The sequence below is a fragment of the Bradyrhizobium sp. SBR1B genome (assembly GCF_014198205.1).
GTDB lineage: Bacteria > Pseudomonadota > Alphaproteobacteria > Rhizobiales > Xanthobacteraceae > Bradyrhizobium.
The window spans coordinates 23,394-36,651 of record NZ_JACIHC010000016.1 but is presented as its reverse complement, the minus strand read 5'-3'; the positions used below and the strand labels follow the sequence as shown (position 1 = coordinate 36,651).

The window sequence follows — 13,258 nt, the reverse complement described above, 5'->3', positions numbered from 1 at the left end:
TTCCGCCGCGGCGTATGGGTCCCTGCGTTCGCAGGGACGACGGCAGAGTGAATGGAGAGAACAATGACCAACAACATCCACAACCTCACCCGCACCGACGATATCGTCATCGTCGGCGGCGGCCTTGCCGGACTGTTCTGCGCGCTGAAGCTCGCGCCGCGGCCGGTGACGTTGATCTCGGCCGCGCCGCTCGGACAGGGCGCATCATCCGCATGGGCGCAAGGCGGCATCGCCGCGGCGGTGGCCGAGGGCGACACACCGGAAGCGCATGCCGCCGACACCATCGCGGTCGGCGGCGGCCTCGTCGACGAGGCGGTCGCACTTGGGATCGCGCGCGAGGCCGCGCCGCGCATCCACGATCTCCTGACCTATGGCGTCCCCTTCGATCGCGATCTCGAAGGCAGGCTCGCCGTGGGACGCGAAGCGGCACATTCGGCCCGGCGCATCGTGCATGTGCGAGGCGATGGTGCCGGTGCCGCGATCATCGCGGCCTTGAGCGACGCGGTGCGCCGTACGCCGTCGATCCGTGTCATCGAAGGGCTTGTCGCCGAAGCCCTCTTGGCCGAGAACGGTGCCGTCGCCGGCCTTCAACTGCGCGAAGCCGGCAATCCCACGGCTCGACCGTTCCTGCTCGCTGCGCGCGCTGTGGTGCTTGCCACCGGCGGCATCGGACATCTCTACGCCGTGACGACCAATCCAATGGAAGCCAGCGGCTCCGGCCTCGCCATCGCCGCGCGTGCCGGTGCCGTGATCGCCGATCCGGAATTCGTGCAATTCCACCCGACCGCCATCATGGTCGGCCGCGATCCCGCACCACTCGCGACCGAAGCACTGCGTGGTGAAGGGGCAACGCTGATCAACGGCAATGGCGAGCGCTTCATGCCGGCGCGTCACCCGCTCGCGGAGCTTGCGCCGCGCGACATCGTGGCCCGCGGCGTATTCGCCGAGATCGCGGCCGGTCGCGGCGCCTTCCTCGATGCGCGCCAGGCGCTGGGCGCGCGCTTCGCCGACAAATTTCCGACCGTGCATGCGAGCTGCATCGCCGCCGGCATCGATCCGGCCACGCAAGCCATCCCGATTGCGCCCGCCGCGCACTACCACATGGGCGGCATCGCCGTGGATGCGCGCGGCCGCAGCTCGATCGACGGACTCTGGGCCGGCGGCGAAGTGTCGTCGACCGGCGCGCACGGCGCCAACCGGCTCGCCTCGAACTCGCTGCTGGAGGCGGTGGTCTACGCCGCGCGCATCGCCGACGACATCGCCGGCCGCTCGATCCCCGCGCCCGCCCGCCTCCCCGACGCATTGGTGACACCGCGCGGCGGCACGCCGGATGCTCTGGCCGGGAAGCGGCTGCGCGCGATGATGAGCGCCCATCTCGGCGTGATCCGCAAGGGCGACGGCCTCACCGAGGCCGTGCACCACTTCGCCGTGCTCGAACGCGAGGCAACCAGCCTCGCGCTGCGCAATATGGCGACGTCCGCCCTGCTCGTTGCCGCCTCGGCGTGGAGCCGGCGCGAGAGTCGCGGCGCGCATTTCCGCTCCGACCATCCCGCTGACGTCCCTGCGCAGGCGCGGCGAACGATGACGACACTCGCCGCGGTGCGCGAGATCGCGGAGAGCCTGAGTTCCCGGCCGCGCGTTGCGCAACCCATGATCGCCTGACGGAGTTTGCCATGATTACCCCCACCTCCCTGCTCTATCCCGACGCCTTTCTCTCGCCGCTTGCGATCGACGAAGCGGTGCAGCGCGCGCTCGACGAGGACCTCGGCCGCGCCGGCGACATCACCTCGCTGGCGACGATCCCGGAAGCGACCAGGGCGCAAGCCATTCTGGTCGCGCGCCAGTCCGGCGTGATCGCAGGCCTGCCGCTGGCGCTGGCGACGTTGCAGAAGCTCTCGCCCGACATCGACGTGCGCGCGCACGTCCGTGACGCCGCACGCGTTGTCCGCGGACAGCAGGTGCTGACGATCTCGGGGCCGGCGCGTGCCATTCTTACGGCGGAGCGGACCGCGCTGAATTTCGTCGGCCGCCTGTCGGGCGTCGCGACGCTCACGGCCGACTATGTCGCCCGCACCGAAGGCACGAAAATGCGCATCTGCTGCACGCGCAAGACCACGCCGGGGCTGCGCGCGCTGGAGAAGTACGCGGTGCGCTGCGGCGGCGGCTTCAACCACCGCTTCGGCCTCGACGATGCGATCCTGATCAAGGACAACCACATCGCGGTCGCCGGCGGCATCGGTGCGGTGCTGGAGCGCGCCCGCGCCCACGCCGGCCATCTCGTCAAGATCGAGATCGAGGTCGATACGCTGGCGCAATTGCGCGAGGTGCTCGATACCGGACTTGCCGAAGCCGTGCTGCTCGACAACATGGACCTTGCGACGCTGCGCGAGGCGGTGCGGATCAACGAGGGTCGTCTCAAGCTGGAGGCGTCCGGTGGCGTCACGCTGGACTCGATCGCGGCCATCGCGGCGACCGGTGTCGATTACGCTTCGGCAGGCGCTCTGACGCATTCGGCGCCGAACTTTGATTGCGCGCTGGATATTGAGATGTGAGATCACCGCTCTGAGCCCGGGGCTGGCTGCACCTCTCCCGCTTGCGGGGGAGGTCGGCGCGAAGCGCCGGATGGGGGCTCTCTCCACACTGGGGTTCTCGCCTGTGGAAACACCCCCTCCCCGACCCTCCCCCGCGAGCGGGAGAGGGAGCGCACCTTCACTGCCGCGACGATTGATTGCCTCAGCGCCGCTCGCTCGCACCCATTTCCGCGGAACTCTTCGCTTCCTGCGCGAGCTCGGCCGACAGCGCGGCGGTCTGGGCTGGCGTGCCCCAACTCGGTTCCTCGCTGCCGTCGCCCCAGGCGCGCGGGCGATAGAAGGTGTGCACGCCGGTCTTGTACATCTTCTTCATCTCGGCGACCCAGGACGGGCGCACCCAGTAGGCATGATAGTGCGTGGACTTGCCCACCTCGGGCAGCCAGATCTGGCCGTCGAGCATCGCCTTCGCGATCTTCTTGGCGCGCTCCCACATCTCGGGCTCGCGGATCACGTCGGCATTGTTGTCGCAGGCGAAGGTGAACTGGCAGGCGAGATGGCGGTGCTTGTTCTGATAGACTGCTCCGCACACGGTGTCGGGATATTTTCCGGAGAACACGCGGTTCATCACGACTTGCGCGACGGCCATCTGGCCGCGCACGGCCTCGCCGCGCGACTCGAAATAGACGGCTTCCGCAAGGCACTTCTCGGACTTCGCGCGCGACTTGTCGTCGAGCGCGAGACGCTCCGCCGGCGATCTGGCGCGCTGGTTGTCGGCGTTGACCTCGCCCTTCGGCGCGACGCTCTCGCCGCTCTCGATATCCTTGGCGATGTCCACTGTGGGCGGCGACAGCGAGGCCGTCACCTTCATGTCGGGATCTGGCATCACGATCAGCGGCTCGGCGCCGGGCTGCCAGCTCTCGATGCTTTCGAGATTGCCGCCGAGCGAGGAACTGCCAAAGAACAGGTTGGAGGTCTTGACGCTGAACGGATCCCGCACCGGCGTCGTCGGCGCAGTGGTCCGCTTAAGCGCCTCGAGCGGCGCGGTCGCGAGCGCGCGCGCCGCGTCACTGGCGCGCGGTGGATTGGAATACTGCGGCAGCGGCGGCGCGCGGAGTGCTTCCTGCAGCTCGGGATCGAGCGCGGCCGCGGATTCCGGCGACATCGCCTGCGGCAGCGCGGCAGTCTTGGCGCCGAACACCGAGCTGTTCGACGTCGCGGGATCTTGCTGCGCCGGCGCCGCAGCGGGCGCTTCGGGAGTCTCGGTCGGGGTCACGGTGGCGAGGCGATCACCCTTCATGGAGCGATCGACCTTGGGAAAGTCGGAAGCCTGGTAGCGCGGCGCAGCCTGCAGCGCCGGATTGCGGCCGATCGCGCCGGTGACGTCGCGGCCATCGAGGCTCGCCAGGCGAACCATCGCGCTCTGCGGAACCGAGGTGCCGATGGGGCGGGAAAAGCTGTAGGTGGCGAGCTGGATCGAGGACGCCGCAGAGAACACCTGCTTCTGCCAACGCTCGGCGACGCCGGGTTGGCGCGCCAGCAGGGAGGCAATATCCTGATAGCCGGTCTCTCTCGGCATCAATGCGAAGATGCAGAGACCGATGCCGAAGGACGCGAACCGCGCGCCCTTCGGATGGTTACGCAACACAGACATCGATACGCTCACGCTACGCTTACGCCAGAAAAATCGAAACGCAGTACATCCGTGCAATTCGATCTTTATCGTAAGTATCCAATTTAGGTTGCCGGGGCGTTAATCGGCGTTGCGCGTGCAGCACACTCAAGCGATTGCAGGCGTTTTCACGGGGTGATCGCGCACGGTGGTAAATGCGTCGTCACGCGAAGCGGTAAACAAGAGGTCAACGCGAATGGTGAAGGAACTCTTGCTGGCGCGTATCATTACGGGACGCGCGTGTGGTTCCTAGTTGTCCGAGCTTCCACCTCGTCATTGCGAGGAGCTCTTGCGACGAAGCAATCCAGGCTGCCGCCGTGGAGAGATTCAGGATTGCTTCGCTGCGCTCGCAATGACGGGTTGGCGAGAGCATCGCGAAAACGAAAAAGAGGCGGGGTTTTGGCCCCGCCTCTCTCATTCCAGCATTTAGCTCTGCTTACGCCTGGCTGGCGATCGCCTTGCCGAGTGCGGCTTGCGCCGCTGCGAGACGGGCGATCGGCACCCGGTAGGGCGAGCAGGAGACGTAGTCGAGACCGATGTTGTGGCAGAAGGCGACGGAGGCGGGATCGCCGCCGTGCTCGCCGCAGATGCCGACCTTGAGCTTCGCCCGCGTCTTGCGGCCGCGCGCGACGCCGATCTTGACGAGCTCGCCGACGCCTTCCTGGTCCAGCGCGACGAAGGGATCGACCGACAGGATGCCCTTCGCGACATAGGGACCGAGGAAGCTCGCCGCGTCGTCGCGGCTGATGCCGTAGGTGGTCTGCGTCAGGTCGTTGGTGCCGAACGAGAAGAACTCCGCCGACTCTGCGATCTCGGCCGCGAGCAGACAGGCGCGCGGCAGCTCGATCATGGTGCCGACCTGATAGGTTAGCTTGGTGTTGGTGTCGCGCATCACCGCCTGCGCGGTCGCATCGATCCGCGCCTTGACGAGGTCGAGCTCCATCTTGGTCGCGATCAGCGGCACCATCACCTCGAGGCCGACGGCCTTGCCGGTGCGCTTCTCGGCTTCGACCGCCGCCTCGAAGATCGCACGCGCCTGCATCTCGGCGATCTCCGGATAGGCGATCGCGATGCGGCAGCCGCGGAAGCCGAGCATCGGATTGAACTCCGAGAGCTCGCGCGCGCGGTCAGCCAGGCGCCGCGGGTCGGTATTCATGGCGCGTGCCACTTCCTCGACCTCGGCGTGGGTGTGCGGCAGGAACTCGTGCAGCGGCGGATCGAGCAGACGGATCGTGACGGGCAGGCCCTTCATGATCTCGAACAGCTCGACGAAGTCGGCGCGCTGCATCGGCAGCAGTTTTGCCAGCGCCGCGCGGCGGGACTGCTCGTCCTCGGAGAGGATCATCTCGCGCACCGTGCGGATGCGCGTCTCCTCGAAGAACATGTGCTCGGTGCGGCACAGGCCGATGCCTTCGGCGCCGAACTTGATCGCGGTGCGCGCGTCATCGGGGGTGTCGCCGTTGACGCGGACGCCGATCTTGCGGACCTGGTCGGCCCAGGCCATCAGCGTGCCGAACTCGCCGGACAGCTCCGGCTCGATCATCGGCATGCGGCCGGCCAGCACCTGACCGAGCGAGCCGTCGATGGTGATGACGTCGCCGGTCTTGAAGGTGCGCGAGCCGATGCTCATGGTGCCGCGGCCGTAATCGACACGGATGGTGCCGCAGCCGGAGACGCAGGGCTTGCCCATGCCGCGCGCGACCACCGCCGCGTGCGAGGTCATGCCGCCGCGGGTGGTCAAAATGCCTTCGGCGGCGTGCATGCCGTGGATGTCTTCCGGGCTGGTCTCGATGCGGACCAGAATCACCTTGCGCCCGTCGCCCTGAAGCTTGGCCGCTTCGTCCGAGGAGAACACGATCTCGCCGGAGGCCGCACCCGGGGATGCCGGCAGGCCGGTCGCGATCACGTCGCGCTTGGCGTTGGGATCGATGGTCGGATGCAGCAGCTGATCGAGCGAAGCCGGATCGATGCGCGTCACCGCTTCCTTCTTCGAGATCAGGCCTTCATTGGCGAGCTCGACGGCGATGCGCAGCGCCGCCTTGGCGGTGCGCTTGCCGCCGCGGGTCTGCAGCATCCAGAGCTTGCCGCGCTCGACGGTGAACTCCATGTCCTGCATGTCGCGGTAGTGCTTCTCGAGCTGCGTGTAGATCCGCGTCAGCTCCTTGAAGGCCTCCGGCATCGCCGCTTCCATCGACGCCTTGTCGGAGCCCGATTCCTGGCGCGCCTCCTCGGTGATGTCCTGCGGCGTGCGGATGCCCGCCACCACGTCCTCGCCTTGCGCGTTGATCAGGAACTCGCCGTAGAGCTTGCTCTCGCCGGTCGAGGGGTTGCGGGTGAACGCAACGCCGGTCGCCGAAGTCTCGCCCATGTTGCCGAACACCATGGCCTGCACGTTGACCGCGGTGCCCCAGGATTCCGGAATGTCGTGCAGCTTGCGGTAAGTCACCGCGCGCGCGTTCATCCAGGATGAGAACACGGCGCCGATCGCGCCCCAGAGCTGATCGTGCGGGTCTTGCGGGAAGTCCTTGCCGGTCTCGCGTGCGACGGCGTCCTTGTACTTGCCGACCAGCTCGACCCAATCCTCGGCGGCGAGGTCGGTATCGAGCGTGTAGCCCTGGCCGTCCTTGAAGGTGTCGAGGATTTCCTCGAAGTGATGATGCTCGAAGCCGAGCACCACGTCCGAATACATGGTGATGAAACGGCGATAGCTGTCATAGGCGAAGCGGCGGTCGCCCGACAATTCCGACAGCGCTTCCACGGTCTGGTCGTTGAGGCCGAGATTGAGCACGGTATCCATCATGCCCGGCATCGAGGCGCGCGCGCCGGAGCGCACGGAGACGAGCAACGGGTTCTTGGCATCGCCGAAGATCTTGCCGGTCAACTTGCCGACATAGTCGAGCGCCTTCTCAACCTGCGACTGCAACTCCTTCGGATAGGATTTGTCGTGCGCGTAGAAGTAGGTGCAGACCGAGGTCGGGATGGTGAAGCCCGGAGGCACCGGCAGGCCGAGATTGGCCATCTCGGCAAGGTTCGCACCCTTGCCACCGAGCAGGTCGCGCATCTCCGTGCGGCCTTCGGCCTTGCCGTCACCGAACGTGTACACCCATTTGCCGGCCTTGCCCGCGGCTGGCGCGGCCTTGGCCGGTACAGTCTTCTTCGGTGCAGGCTTCGCGGCGACCTTCGGCAGAGCCGCCTTGGTCACAGCCTTCGCGGCCGGCTTGGCAGCAGCCTTCGCGGCCGTTTTGGCGACCGGCTTGGGTGCGCTCTTGGCAAGCGTCTTGCGGGCCGCCGGCGCGGCTTTCGCCTTGGCGGAAGACTTTGATTTCGCTGGAGTTTTATTGGGCTTCGAGGCGGCTTTGGCCATAGCTTGCACACAACCTGCGAGAGGAATGGGAATTCGCGGGCCTTACACCATTTTGGGCGGGCCCGCGCAAGTCGGACAGTTCCGGAAAATGAACGCCTAGAAGCGGAGCCATTTCAGGAGCCCGAGCCCGATCGCACCGTTCACAATGAGGAAGATCGCGACGATCAGGTTGAGGAGTCGCGGCATGATCAGGATGAGCACGCCCGCAATCAACGACAGGATCGGCGAAATGTGGGCGACGGTGATGTGCATGAACTATCTTTCTGTGGAGGTGGGGCGAATCGCGGGCGGATCATAGCCCTCCCGGTTCCGCGAGTAGAGACGCGCAAGACGCGATGCGAGTTCCGGCACCCACGAAAACTGCCTGAAATTGCCGCGAATGCGGCAGGCCTTTTCCCGGAACATTGCGAAGGGTGCATGCATTGGCCAACCGGTCGCGCCAATGACGCGCCCGAAAACAAAATCACGTCGAAGGAGTTGTCCATGCGGAACAGGATTCTCGCTCTTGCAGCGCTCGCGGCCGCGATCGGCTCGCCCGTTGCGGCGCAGGCGCAAAGCGGTGTCACCGTCGGACGCGCGCCCGCCGTGGTCGACAGCGCTCCGACCATTGCGGCCGACCAGCGGCCCGCCTTCCGCGACTATGTCGTCGAGCAACGTGTGCCAGCCTTCCGCATTCCGGATCGCATCGTGGTCGGCGCCACCCTACCCGAAAGCGGCGTCACTTATTATGACGTGCCGCAACGCTTCGGTGCCACCACCTATCGCTACACCGTCGTGAACGGCGAAACCGTGCTGGTCGAGCCGCGCTCGCGCCGAATCGTCGAGGTGCTGGACTGACATCGACTGGCTGACACTAGATGTCCGGCGCGTCACATCAGGCTGGCGCGAGCAGTGTTAAATCGGACATCAGGCCCCGCCCGGTCTTCCCCCCGCCGGGCGGGGCTTTTTCTTCTCTGTCGTTCTGGGGCGGTCCGGAGGACCGAACCCGGAACCTCGAGATTCCGGGCTCGCGCTACGCGCGCCCCGGAATGACAGCGGTGTTTGCCGCGCGACCGCGGCCTCAATCCTGGATCTTCGAGAAATCCGCCACCGCGCGCGTGGCGCTGCGGATCTCGTTCAGCAGCTTGAGGCGGTTCTCGCGCACCTTCGCATCGTCGTCGTTGACGCGAACCTTGTCGAAGAACGCATCGACCGGCGGGCGCAGCTTTGCCATCGCGCTCATCGCGGCGGCAAAATCCTCCTTGGCAACGGCGGCGCTGGCCTCCGCCTGCACTTCGCCGATCGCCTTTGCCAGCGCCTTCTCCTCGGCCAGACCATAAAGCGCAGCATCGGGCGCACCGTCGAAGCTACGCTTGTCCTTCTTCTCCTCGATCGAGAGGATGTTGCTGGCGCGCTTGGTGCCGGCGAGCAGGTTCTTGCCGTCGTCGCTCTCCAGGAATTTTCCCAGCGCCTCGACCCGGCGGACGATCATCAGGAGATCGTCCTGACCGCCGAGCGCGAACACGGCGTCGACAAGATCATGCCGCGCGCCCTGCTCGCGGAGCTGGACCTTGAGGCGGTCGGCGAAGAAGGCGAGCAGATCGCTCGGAAGCCTCGTGGCATCGGCAGGCTTCACCAACAAGCCAGCAAGTGCGGAAGCCGCAACCTTCGTGAGCGAGAGCCGCAGCCCATTCTCGGCGATCAGCCTGATCACGCCCAGCGCCGCGCGGCGCAGCGCATAGGGGTCCTTGCTCCCCGTCGGCTTTTCGTCGATCGCCCAGAAGCCAACGAGCGTATCGATCTTGTCCGCCAAAGCCACCGCGACGCTCACCGGATCGGTCGGCACGCGATCGGTGGGCCCTTGCGGCTTGTAGTGCTCTTCGCAGGCCGCGGCGACGGAGGCATCCTCGCCCTGCGCCAGCGCGTAGTACTTGCCCATCAGCCCCTGCACTTCAGGGAATTCGCCGACGACTTCGGTCAGCAGATCCGCCTTGGCCAGATGCGCGGCGCGCGTCGCCTTCGCCACGTCGGCACCGACCAGCGGCGCGATCTCGGCGGCGAGCCTCTCGATGCGACCGATGCGCGCGGCCTGGGTGCCGAGCTTCTCATGGAACACGATCTGCTCGAATTTCGGCAGACGATCCTCGAGCTTCGTCTTCAGATCGGTCTCGTAGAAAAACTTCGCATCCGACAGGCGCGGACGGATCACGCGCTCGTTGCCTGATACGATGACCTTGCCGCCGTCGGTCGCCTCGATATTGGCGGTGAGGACGAACTTGTTGGTCAGCTTCCCGGTCTTGGTATCCTTGACCACAAAGCACTTCTGGTTGTTGCGGATGGTGGCGCGGATCACCTCGTCCGGGATGGCGAGATATTCCGCTTCGAACGATCCCATCATGACAACGGGCCATTCGACGAGGCCCGAGACCTCGTCGAGCAGCACCTGATCCTCAACCAGCTCGAAGCCCTGCGCGAAGGTCAGCTCCTTGGCGTCGGCGAAGATGATGTCCTTGCGCGCCTGCGGATCGAGGATGACCTTTGCGGCTTTCAACTTCGCTTCGTAGTCTTCAAAACGGCGCACGGAAATCGCATCCGGCGCCATGAAGCGATGGCCGTAGGTGGTCTGGCCGGTCGCGATGCCGTCCACCTCGAACTTCACGACATCAGGCTCTTCCGTCTCAAGCCCGAAGGTTGCAGTGATCGCGTGCAGCGGGCGCACCCAGCTCAGCGACCCCGGCTTGCCCGATCGCGCGCCCCAGCGCATCGATTTCGGCCAGGGGAAGGTGCGGATGATGACGGGCAGGATTTCCGCGAGCACGTCGATCGCATCGCGGCCGGGTTTCTCGATCAAGCCGATGTAGAAATCACCCTTGGGGTCGCGCTGGATTTTTGCTTCATCCAGCGACTTCAAGCCCGTCGCCTTCAGAAAACCCTGCACAGCCGCGTCGGGCGCGCCGACTTTGGGCCCGCGGCGTTCGGTCTTGAGATCAGGCTGGCGCGCGGGGATGCCATGCACGGTGAGCGCAAGGCGGCGCGGCGTCGCGAACGCTTTCGCGCCCTCATACACCAGGCCTTCGGCAACGAGCTTGTCGGTGACCAGGCGACGCAGATCGTCGGCCGCCTTAGCCTGCATGCGCGCGGGAATCTCTTCCGAGAACAGTTCAAGCAAAAGTTCGGGCATCAGGCCGCTCCGCCCGCTTCAGTATGGATCCAGGCCTCGCCGCAGGCTTTTGCCAATTCGCGCACGCGCAGAATGTAGCTCTGCCGCTCCGTCACCGAAATCACGCCGCGCGCGTCCAAGAGGTTGAAGACGTGGCTGGCCTTGATGCACTGGTCGTAGGCCGGCAGCGCCATCAGATGCGCCTCGCGCTTGTCGTCCTTCCAGCCGGCGTCGAGATATTTCCGGCAGGCCGCTTCCGCCATCTTGAACTGCTCGAACAGCATCGCAGTGTCGGCGACTTCGAAGTTGTGCTTCGAATATTCCCGCTCGGCCTGCAGGAAGACGTCGCCATAGGTGACCTTGGCGTCGCCCTCGCGGCCGTTGAAGTTGAGGTCGTAGACGCGGTCGACGCCCTGCACATACATCGCGAGACGCTCGAGCCCGTAGGTGAGCTCGCCCGCGACCGGGGCGCATTCGAAGCCCGCGACCTGCTGGAAGTAAGTGAACTGGCTGACTTCCATGCCGTCGCACCAGCACTCCCAGCCAAGGCCCCAGGCGCCCAGCGTCGGGCTCTCCCAATCGTCCTCGACGAATCGGATGTCGTGCACGGCGGAATCGATGCCGATTGCGGCGAGCGACTTCAGGTACAGCTCCTGAAGGTTCGGCGGCGACGGCTTCATGATCACCTGGAACTGGTAATAGTGCTGCATCCGGTTCGGGTTCTCGCCGTAGCGGCCGTCCTTGGGACGGCGCGAGGGCTGCACATAGGCCGCGTTCCAGGGCTTTGGCCCGAGCGCGCGCAGCGTGGTCGCCGGATGGAAGGTACCCGCGCCCATCTCCATGTCGTAGGGCTGCAGGATCACGCAGCCCTGCTCGGCCCAGAACCGCTGGAGCGCGAGGATGAAGCCCTGGAACGAGCGTTCCGGGCGCATATGGGCGGGCAATGAGGCGTCCATCGTCAGATCAGGCTCTCGCGGGGGGTTTTGAATCGCGCGGGACCGTATCGACGGCGGGGGTGGGAATCAAGGCAAACGGGGCGGATTCGGGCCAATCAGGCCTCATCCCGGGAGGTGCCGTAGGGTGGGCAAAGGCGCGCTTGCGCCGTGCCCACCATCTTTCCAGGATTGAGGTGCTGTCGTGGGCACGCTTCGCTTTGCCCACCCTACGGCACCTTACGTGTTGAGAGCGCTACCCCGGCCGGTAAGCTCCAGTCACGGGGTCACGTTTCAGCGTCTGGATGTTCCCCATATGGGCGGCCTCGGCGACACGCGACAGGCGCATCTCCTCCAGCTCCTGATTGATCCGGACAGCGGTCTTGTAGGCCCAGCGGACCACGGCAAGCCCACCCAGGACGCCCGCGAAAGCGACGAACGGCGGCATCTGTCGATCCTCGTCTAGTGCTCAGCCCCCACGCATATTGTTGCGCAGACAGGGCTACGCCGCAATCGGCACGCCAAGAGGCCAAATGGCGCGGGAGGGCTGCGCCTAGAACCCGAATTTCGCCCAGATCGCTCGCGTCTCAAGCGCCGAGATCAGATCGTCCGGCAGGCCGGCCATTGATTCCATGGCCGAAAGCTGCCCCGCGCCGGGCGATTTCCGGCCCAGAATGCCGGAGAGCAGCCCGGTCGGCTGCGCGATCACGGGGGTGAGAACCTTCTCGCCGTAGCGGGCACGAAGAGTTGAGCGGAGATCGCCGATGCTGTCGGCGAGCCCCAGAGCGATCGAACTCTCGCCGGCCCAGTATTCGCCCGTGAACAGGGCGTCGTCCGCGCCCTTGAGGCGCGCGCCGCGGCTCTCCTTCACCAGGGAAATGAAGATCTGATGGATCTCGCGCTGGAGCGCCTTCAGCTTGGCGACATCGTCGGGGTTCTCGGGGAGGAAAGGATCGAGCATCGCCTTGTGCGCGCCGGCCGTGTAGAGGCGCCGCTCGATGCCGAGCCGCTTGATCGCCTCCTGGAAACCGAAGCTGCCGCCGACCACGCCGATCGAGCCAAGGATCGAAGAGGGATCGCAGATGATCTCGTCGCCGGCGCAGGCGATCATGTAGCCGCCGGAGGCCGCAACGTCCTCGACGAACACCAGCACCGGCAGCTTCTTCTCCGCCGCGAGCTGCTTGATGCGCAGATAGATCTGGCGCGACTGCACCGGTGAGCCGCCGGGCGAATTGATCACCAGCGCCACCGCCTTGGCGTGCCGATATGAGAACGCGCGCTCCAGCACCCGCGCGACGCCCGCCAGCGTCATGCCCGGGCGCAGCGGCGTCACCGCGCCGATCACGCCGGACAGCCGCACCACCGGCACGACAGCCGTGCCCGGGCGGAAACGCGCCGGCAGATATTGCATGAGCTTGTCGGCCAGGCCGGAACTCTCACGATCTTTCAATTGTTCGGCCATGCCGTTACCTCTGATTAACCATTTCTTATCACGCGACTGTCATTGGAAGTGCCTGGAACGTGTTTTGCAGATTTCCCGTCGGGAGGCTGCAATGGGGCAGCGGAGAACACCATGAAAATCTATCTGCTGATGCTGCTGGTCGGTGCGCTGTTCATGGCGAT

Annotated in this window: 10 protein-coding genes; 3 read left to right on the top strand and 7 right to left on the bottom strand. The window is 65.8% G+C overall.

Annotated elements, in window-relative coordinates; genetic code table 11:
• Window positions 1-63: 63 nt before the first annotated feature.
• Window positions 64-1,662, top strand: a complete 1,599-nt coding sequence (locus GGD61_RS30300; RefSeq protein WP_092262427.1) for an L-aspartate oxidase — start codon at window positions 64-66, stop codon at window positions 1,660-1,662.
• 11 nt (window positions 1,663-1,673) lie between these two features.
• On the top strand, window positions 1,674-2,552 hold the full coding sequence (gene nadC / locus GGD61_RS30295; protein WP_092262424.1) for a carboxylating nicotinate-nucleotide diphosphorylase: 879 nt from the start codon (window positions 1,674-1,676) through the stop codon (window positions 2,550-2,552).
• 181 nt (window positions 2,553-2,733) lie between these two features.
• On the opposite strand, the gene GGD61_RS30290 is transcribed toward nadC, so the two are convergent.
• The 3 genes from GGD61_RS30290 to GGD61_RS30280 all read right to left on the bottom strand — a co-directional run bounded on the left by GGD61_RS30290 (window position 2,734) and on the right by GGD61_RS30280 (window position 7,816).
• Entirely contained in the window at window positions 2,734-4,182 is a 1,449-nt protein-coding gene (locus tag GGD61_RS30290) for a cell wall hydrolase (protein WP_177237508.1), read from the bottom strand.
• Window positions 4,183-4,636: 454 nt separating this feature from the next.
• A complete protein-coding gene (gene ppdK / locus GGD61_RS30285; RefSeq protein WP_177237507.1) occupies window positions 4,637-7,564 on the bottom strand; it encodes a pyruvate, phosphate dikinase in 2,928 nt (975 codons plus the stop codon).
• Between the two features lie 96 nt (window positions 7,565-7,660).
• Complete coding sequence (locus tag GGD61_RS30280) at window positions 7,661-7,816, bottom strand: DUF3096 domain-containing protein (RefSeq protein WP_008562090.1); 156 nt, start codon at window positions 7,814-7,816, stop codon at window positions 7,661-7,663.
• A 231-nt stretch (window positions 7,817-8,047) separates the two neighbouring features.
• Here GGD61_RS30280 and GGD61_RS30275 point away from each other — a divergent pair, with 231 nt between their 5' ends.
• A complete protein-coding gene (locus GGD61_RS30275; protein ID WP_092262610.1) occupies window positions 8,048-8,401 on the top strand; it encodes a DUF1236 domain-containing protein in 354 nt (117 codons plus the stop codon).
• Window positions 8,402-8,624: 223 nt separating this feature from the next.
• On the opposite strand, the gene glyS is transcribed toward GGD61_RS30275, so the two are convergent.
• The 4 genes from glyS to GGD61_RS30255 form a co-directional block, all read right to left on the bottom strand.
• Window positions 8,625-10,724: a glycine--tRNA ligase subunit beta gene (glyS, locus tag GGD61_RS30270; RefSeq protein WP_092262417.1), complete on the bottom strand. Its 2,100-nt coding sequence runs from the start codon at window positions 10,722-10,724 to the stop codon at window positions 8,625-8,627.
• Window positions 10,724-11,659, bottom strand: a complete 936-nt coding sequence (locus GGD61_RS30265; protein ID WP_018323356.1) for a glycine--tRNA ligase subunit alpha — start codon at window positions 11,657-11,659, stop codon at window positions 10,724-10,726. Before GGD61_RS30265 ends, glyS begins: the two co-directional genes overlap by 1 nt.
• Window positions 11,660-11,891: 232 nt before the next feature.
• On the bottom strand, window positions 11,892-12,083 hold the full coding sequence (locus GGD61_RS30260; protein ID WP_008131462.1) for a hypothetical protein: 192 nt from the start codon (window positions 12,081-12,083) through the stop codon (window positions 11,892-11,894).
• 105 nt (window positions 12,084-12,188) lie between these two features.
• A complete protein-coding gene (locus GGD61_RS30255; protein WP_092262413.1) occupies window positions 12,189-13,097 on the bottom strand; it encodes a S49 family peptidase in 909 nt (302 codons plus the stop codon).
• Window positions 13,098-13,258: the final 161 nt, after the last annotated feature.

Excerpts from the sequence above, each read along its gene's own strand:
- glyS (WP_092262417.1), bottom strand. The coding sequence starts at position 10,724 with ATGCCCGAACTTTTGCTTGAACTGTTCTCGGAAGAGATTCCCGCGCGC.
- GGD61_RS30265 (WP_018323356.1), bottom strand. The coding sequence starts at position 11,659 with ATGGACGCCTCATTGCCCGCCCATATGCGCCCGGAACGCTCGTTCCAG.
- GGD61_RS30275 (WP_092262610.1), top strand. The coding sequence starts at position 8,048 with ATGCGGAACAGGATTCTCGCTCTTGCAGCGCTCGCGGCCGCGATCGGC.
- nadC (WP_092262424.1), top strand. The coding sequence starts at position 1,674 with ATGATTACCCCCACCTCCCTGCTCTATCCCGACGCCTTTCTCTCGCCG.
- ppdK (WP_177237507.1), bottom strand. The coding sequence starts at position 7,564 with ATGGCCAAAGCCGCCTCGAAGCCCAATAAAACTCCAGCGAAATCAAAG.
- GGD61_RS30300 (WP_092262427.1), top strand. The coding sequence starts at position 64 with ATGACCAACAACATCCACAACCTCACCCGCACCGACGATATCGTCATC.
- GGD61_RS30280 (WP_008562090.1), bottom strand. The coding sequence starts at position 7,816 with ATGCACATCACCGTCGCCCACATTTCGCCGATCCTGTCGTTGATTGCG.
- GGD61_RS30290 (WP_177237508.1), bottom strand. The coding sequence starts at position 4,182 with ATGTCTGTGTTGCGTAACCATCCGAAGGGCGCGCGGTTCGCGTCCTTC.
- GGD61_RS30260 (WP_008131462.1), bottom strand. The coding sequence starts at position 12,083 with ATGCCGCCGTTCGTCGCTTTCGCGGGCGTCCTGGGTGGGCTTGCCGTG.
- GGD61_RS30255 (WP_092262413.1), bottom strand. The coding sequence starts at position 13,097 with ATGGCCGAACAATTGAAAGATCGTGAGAGTTCCGGCCTGGCCGACAAG.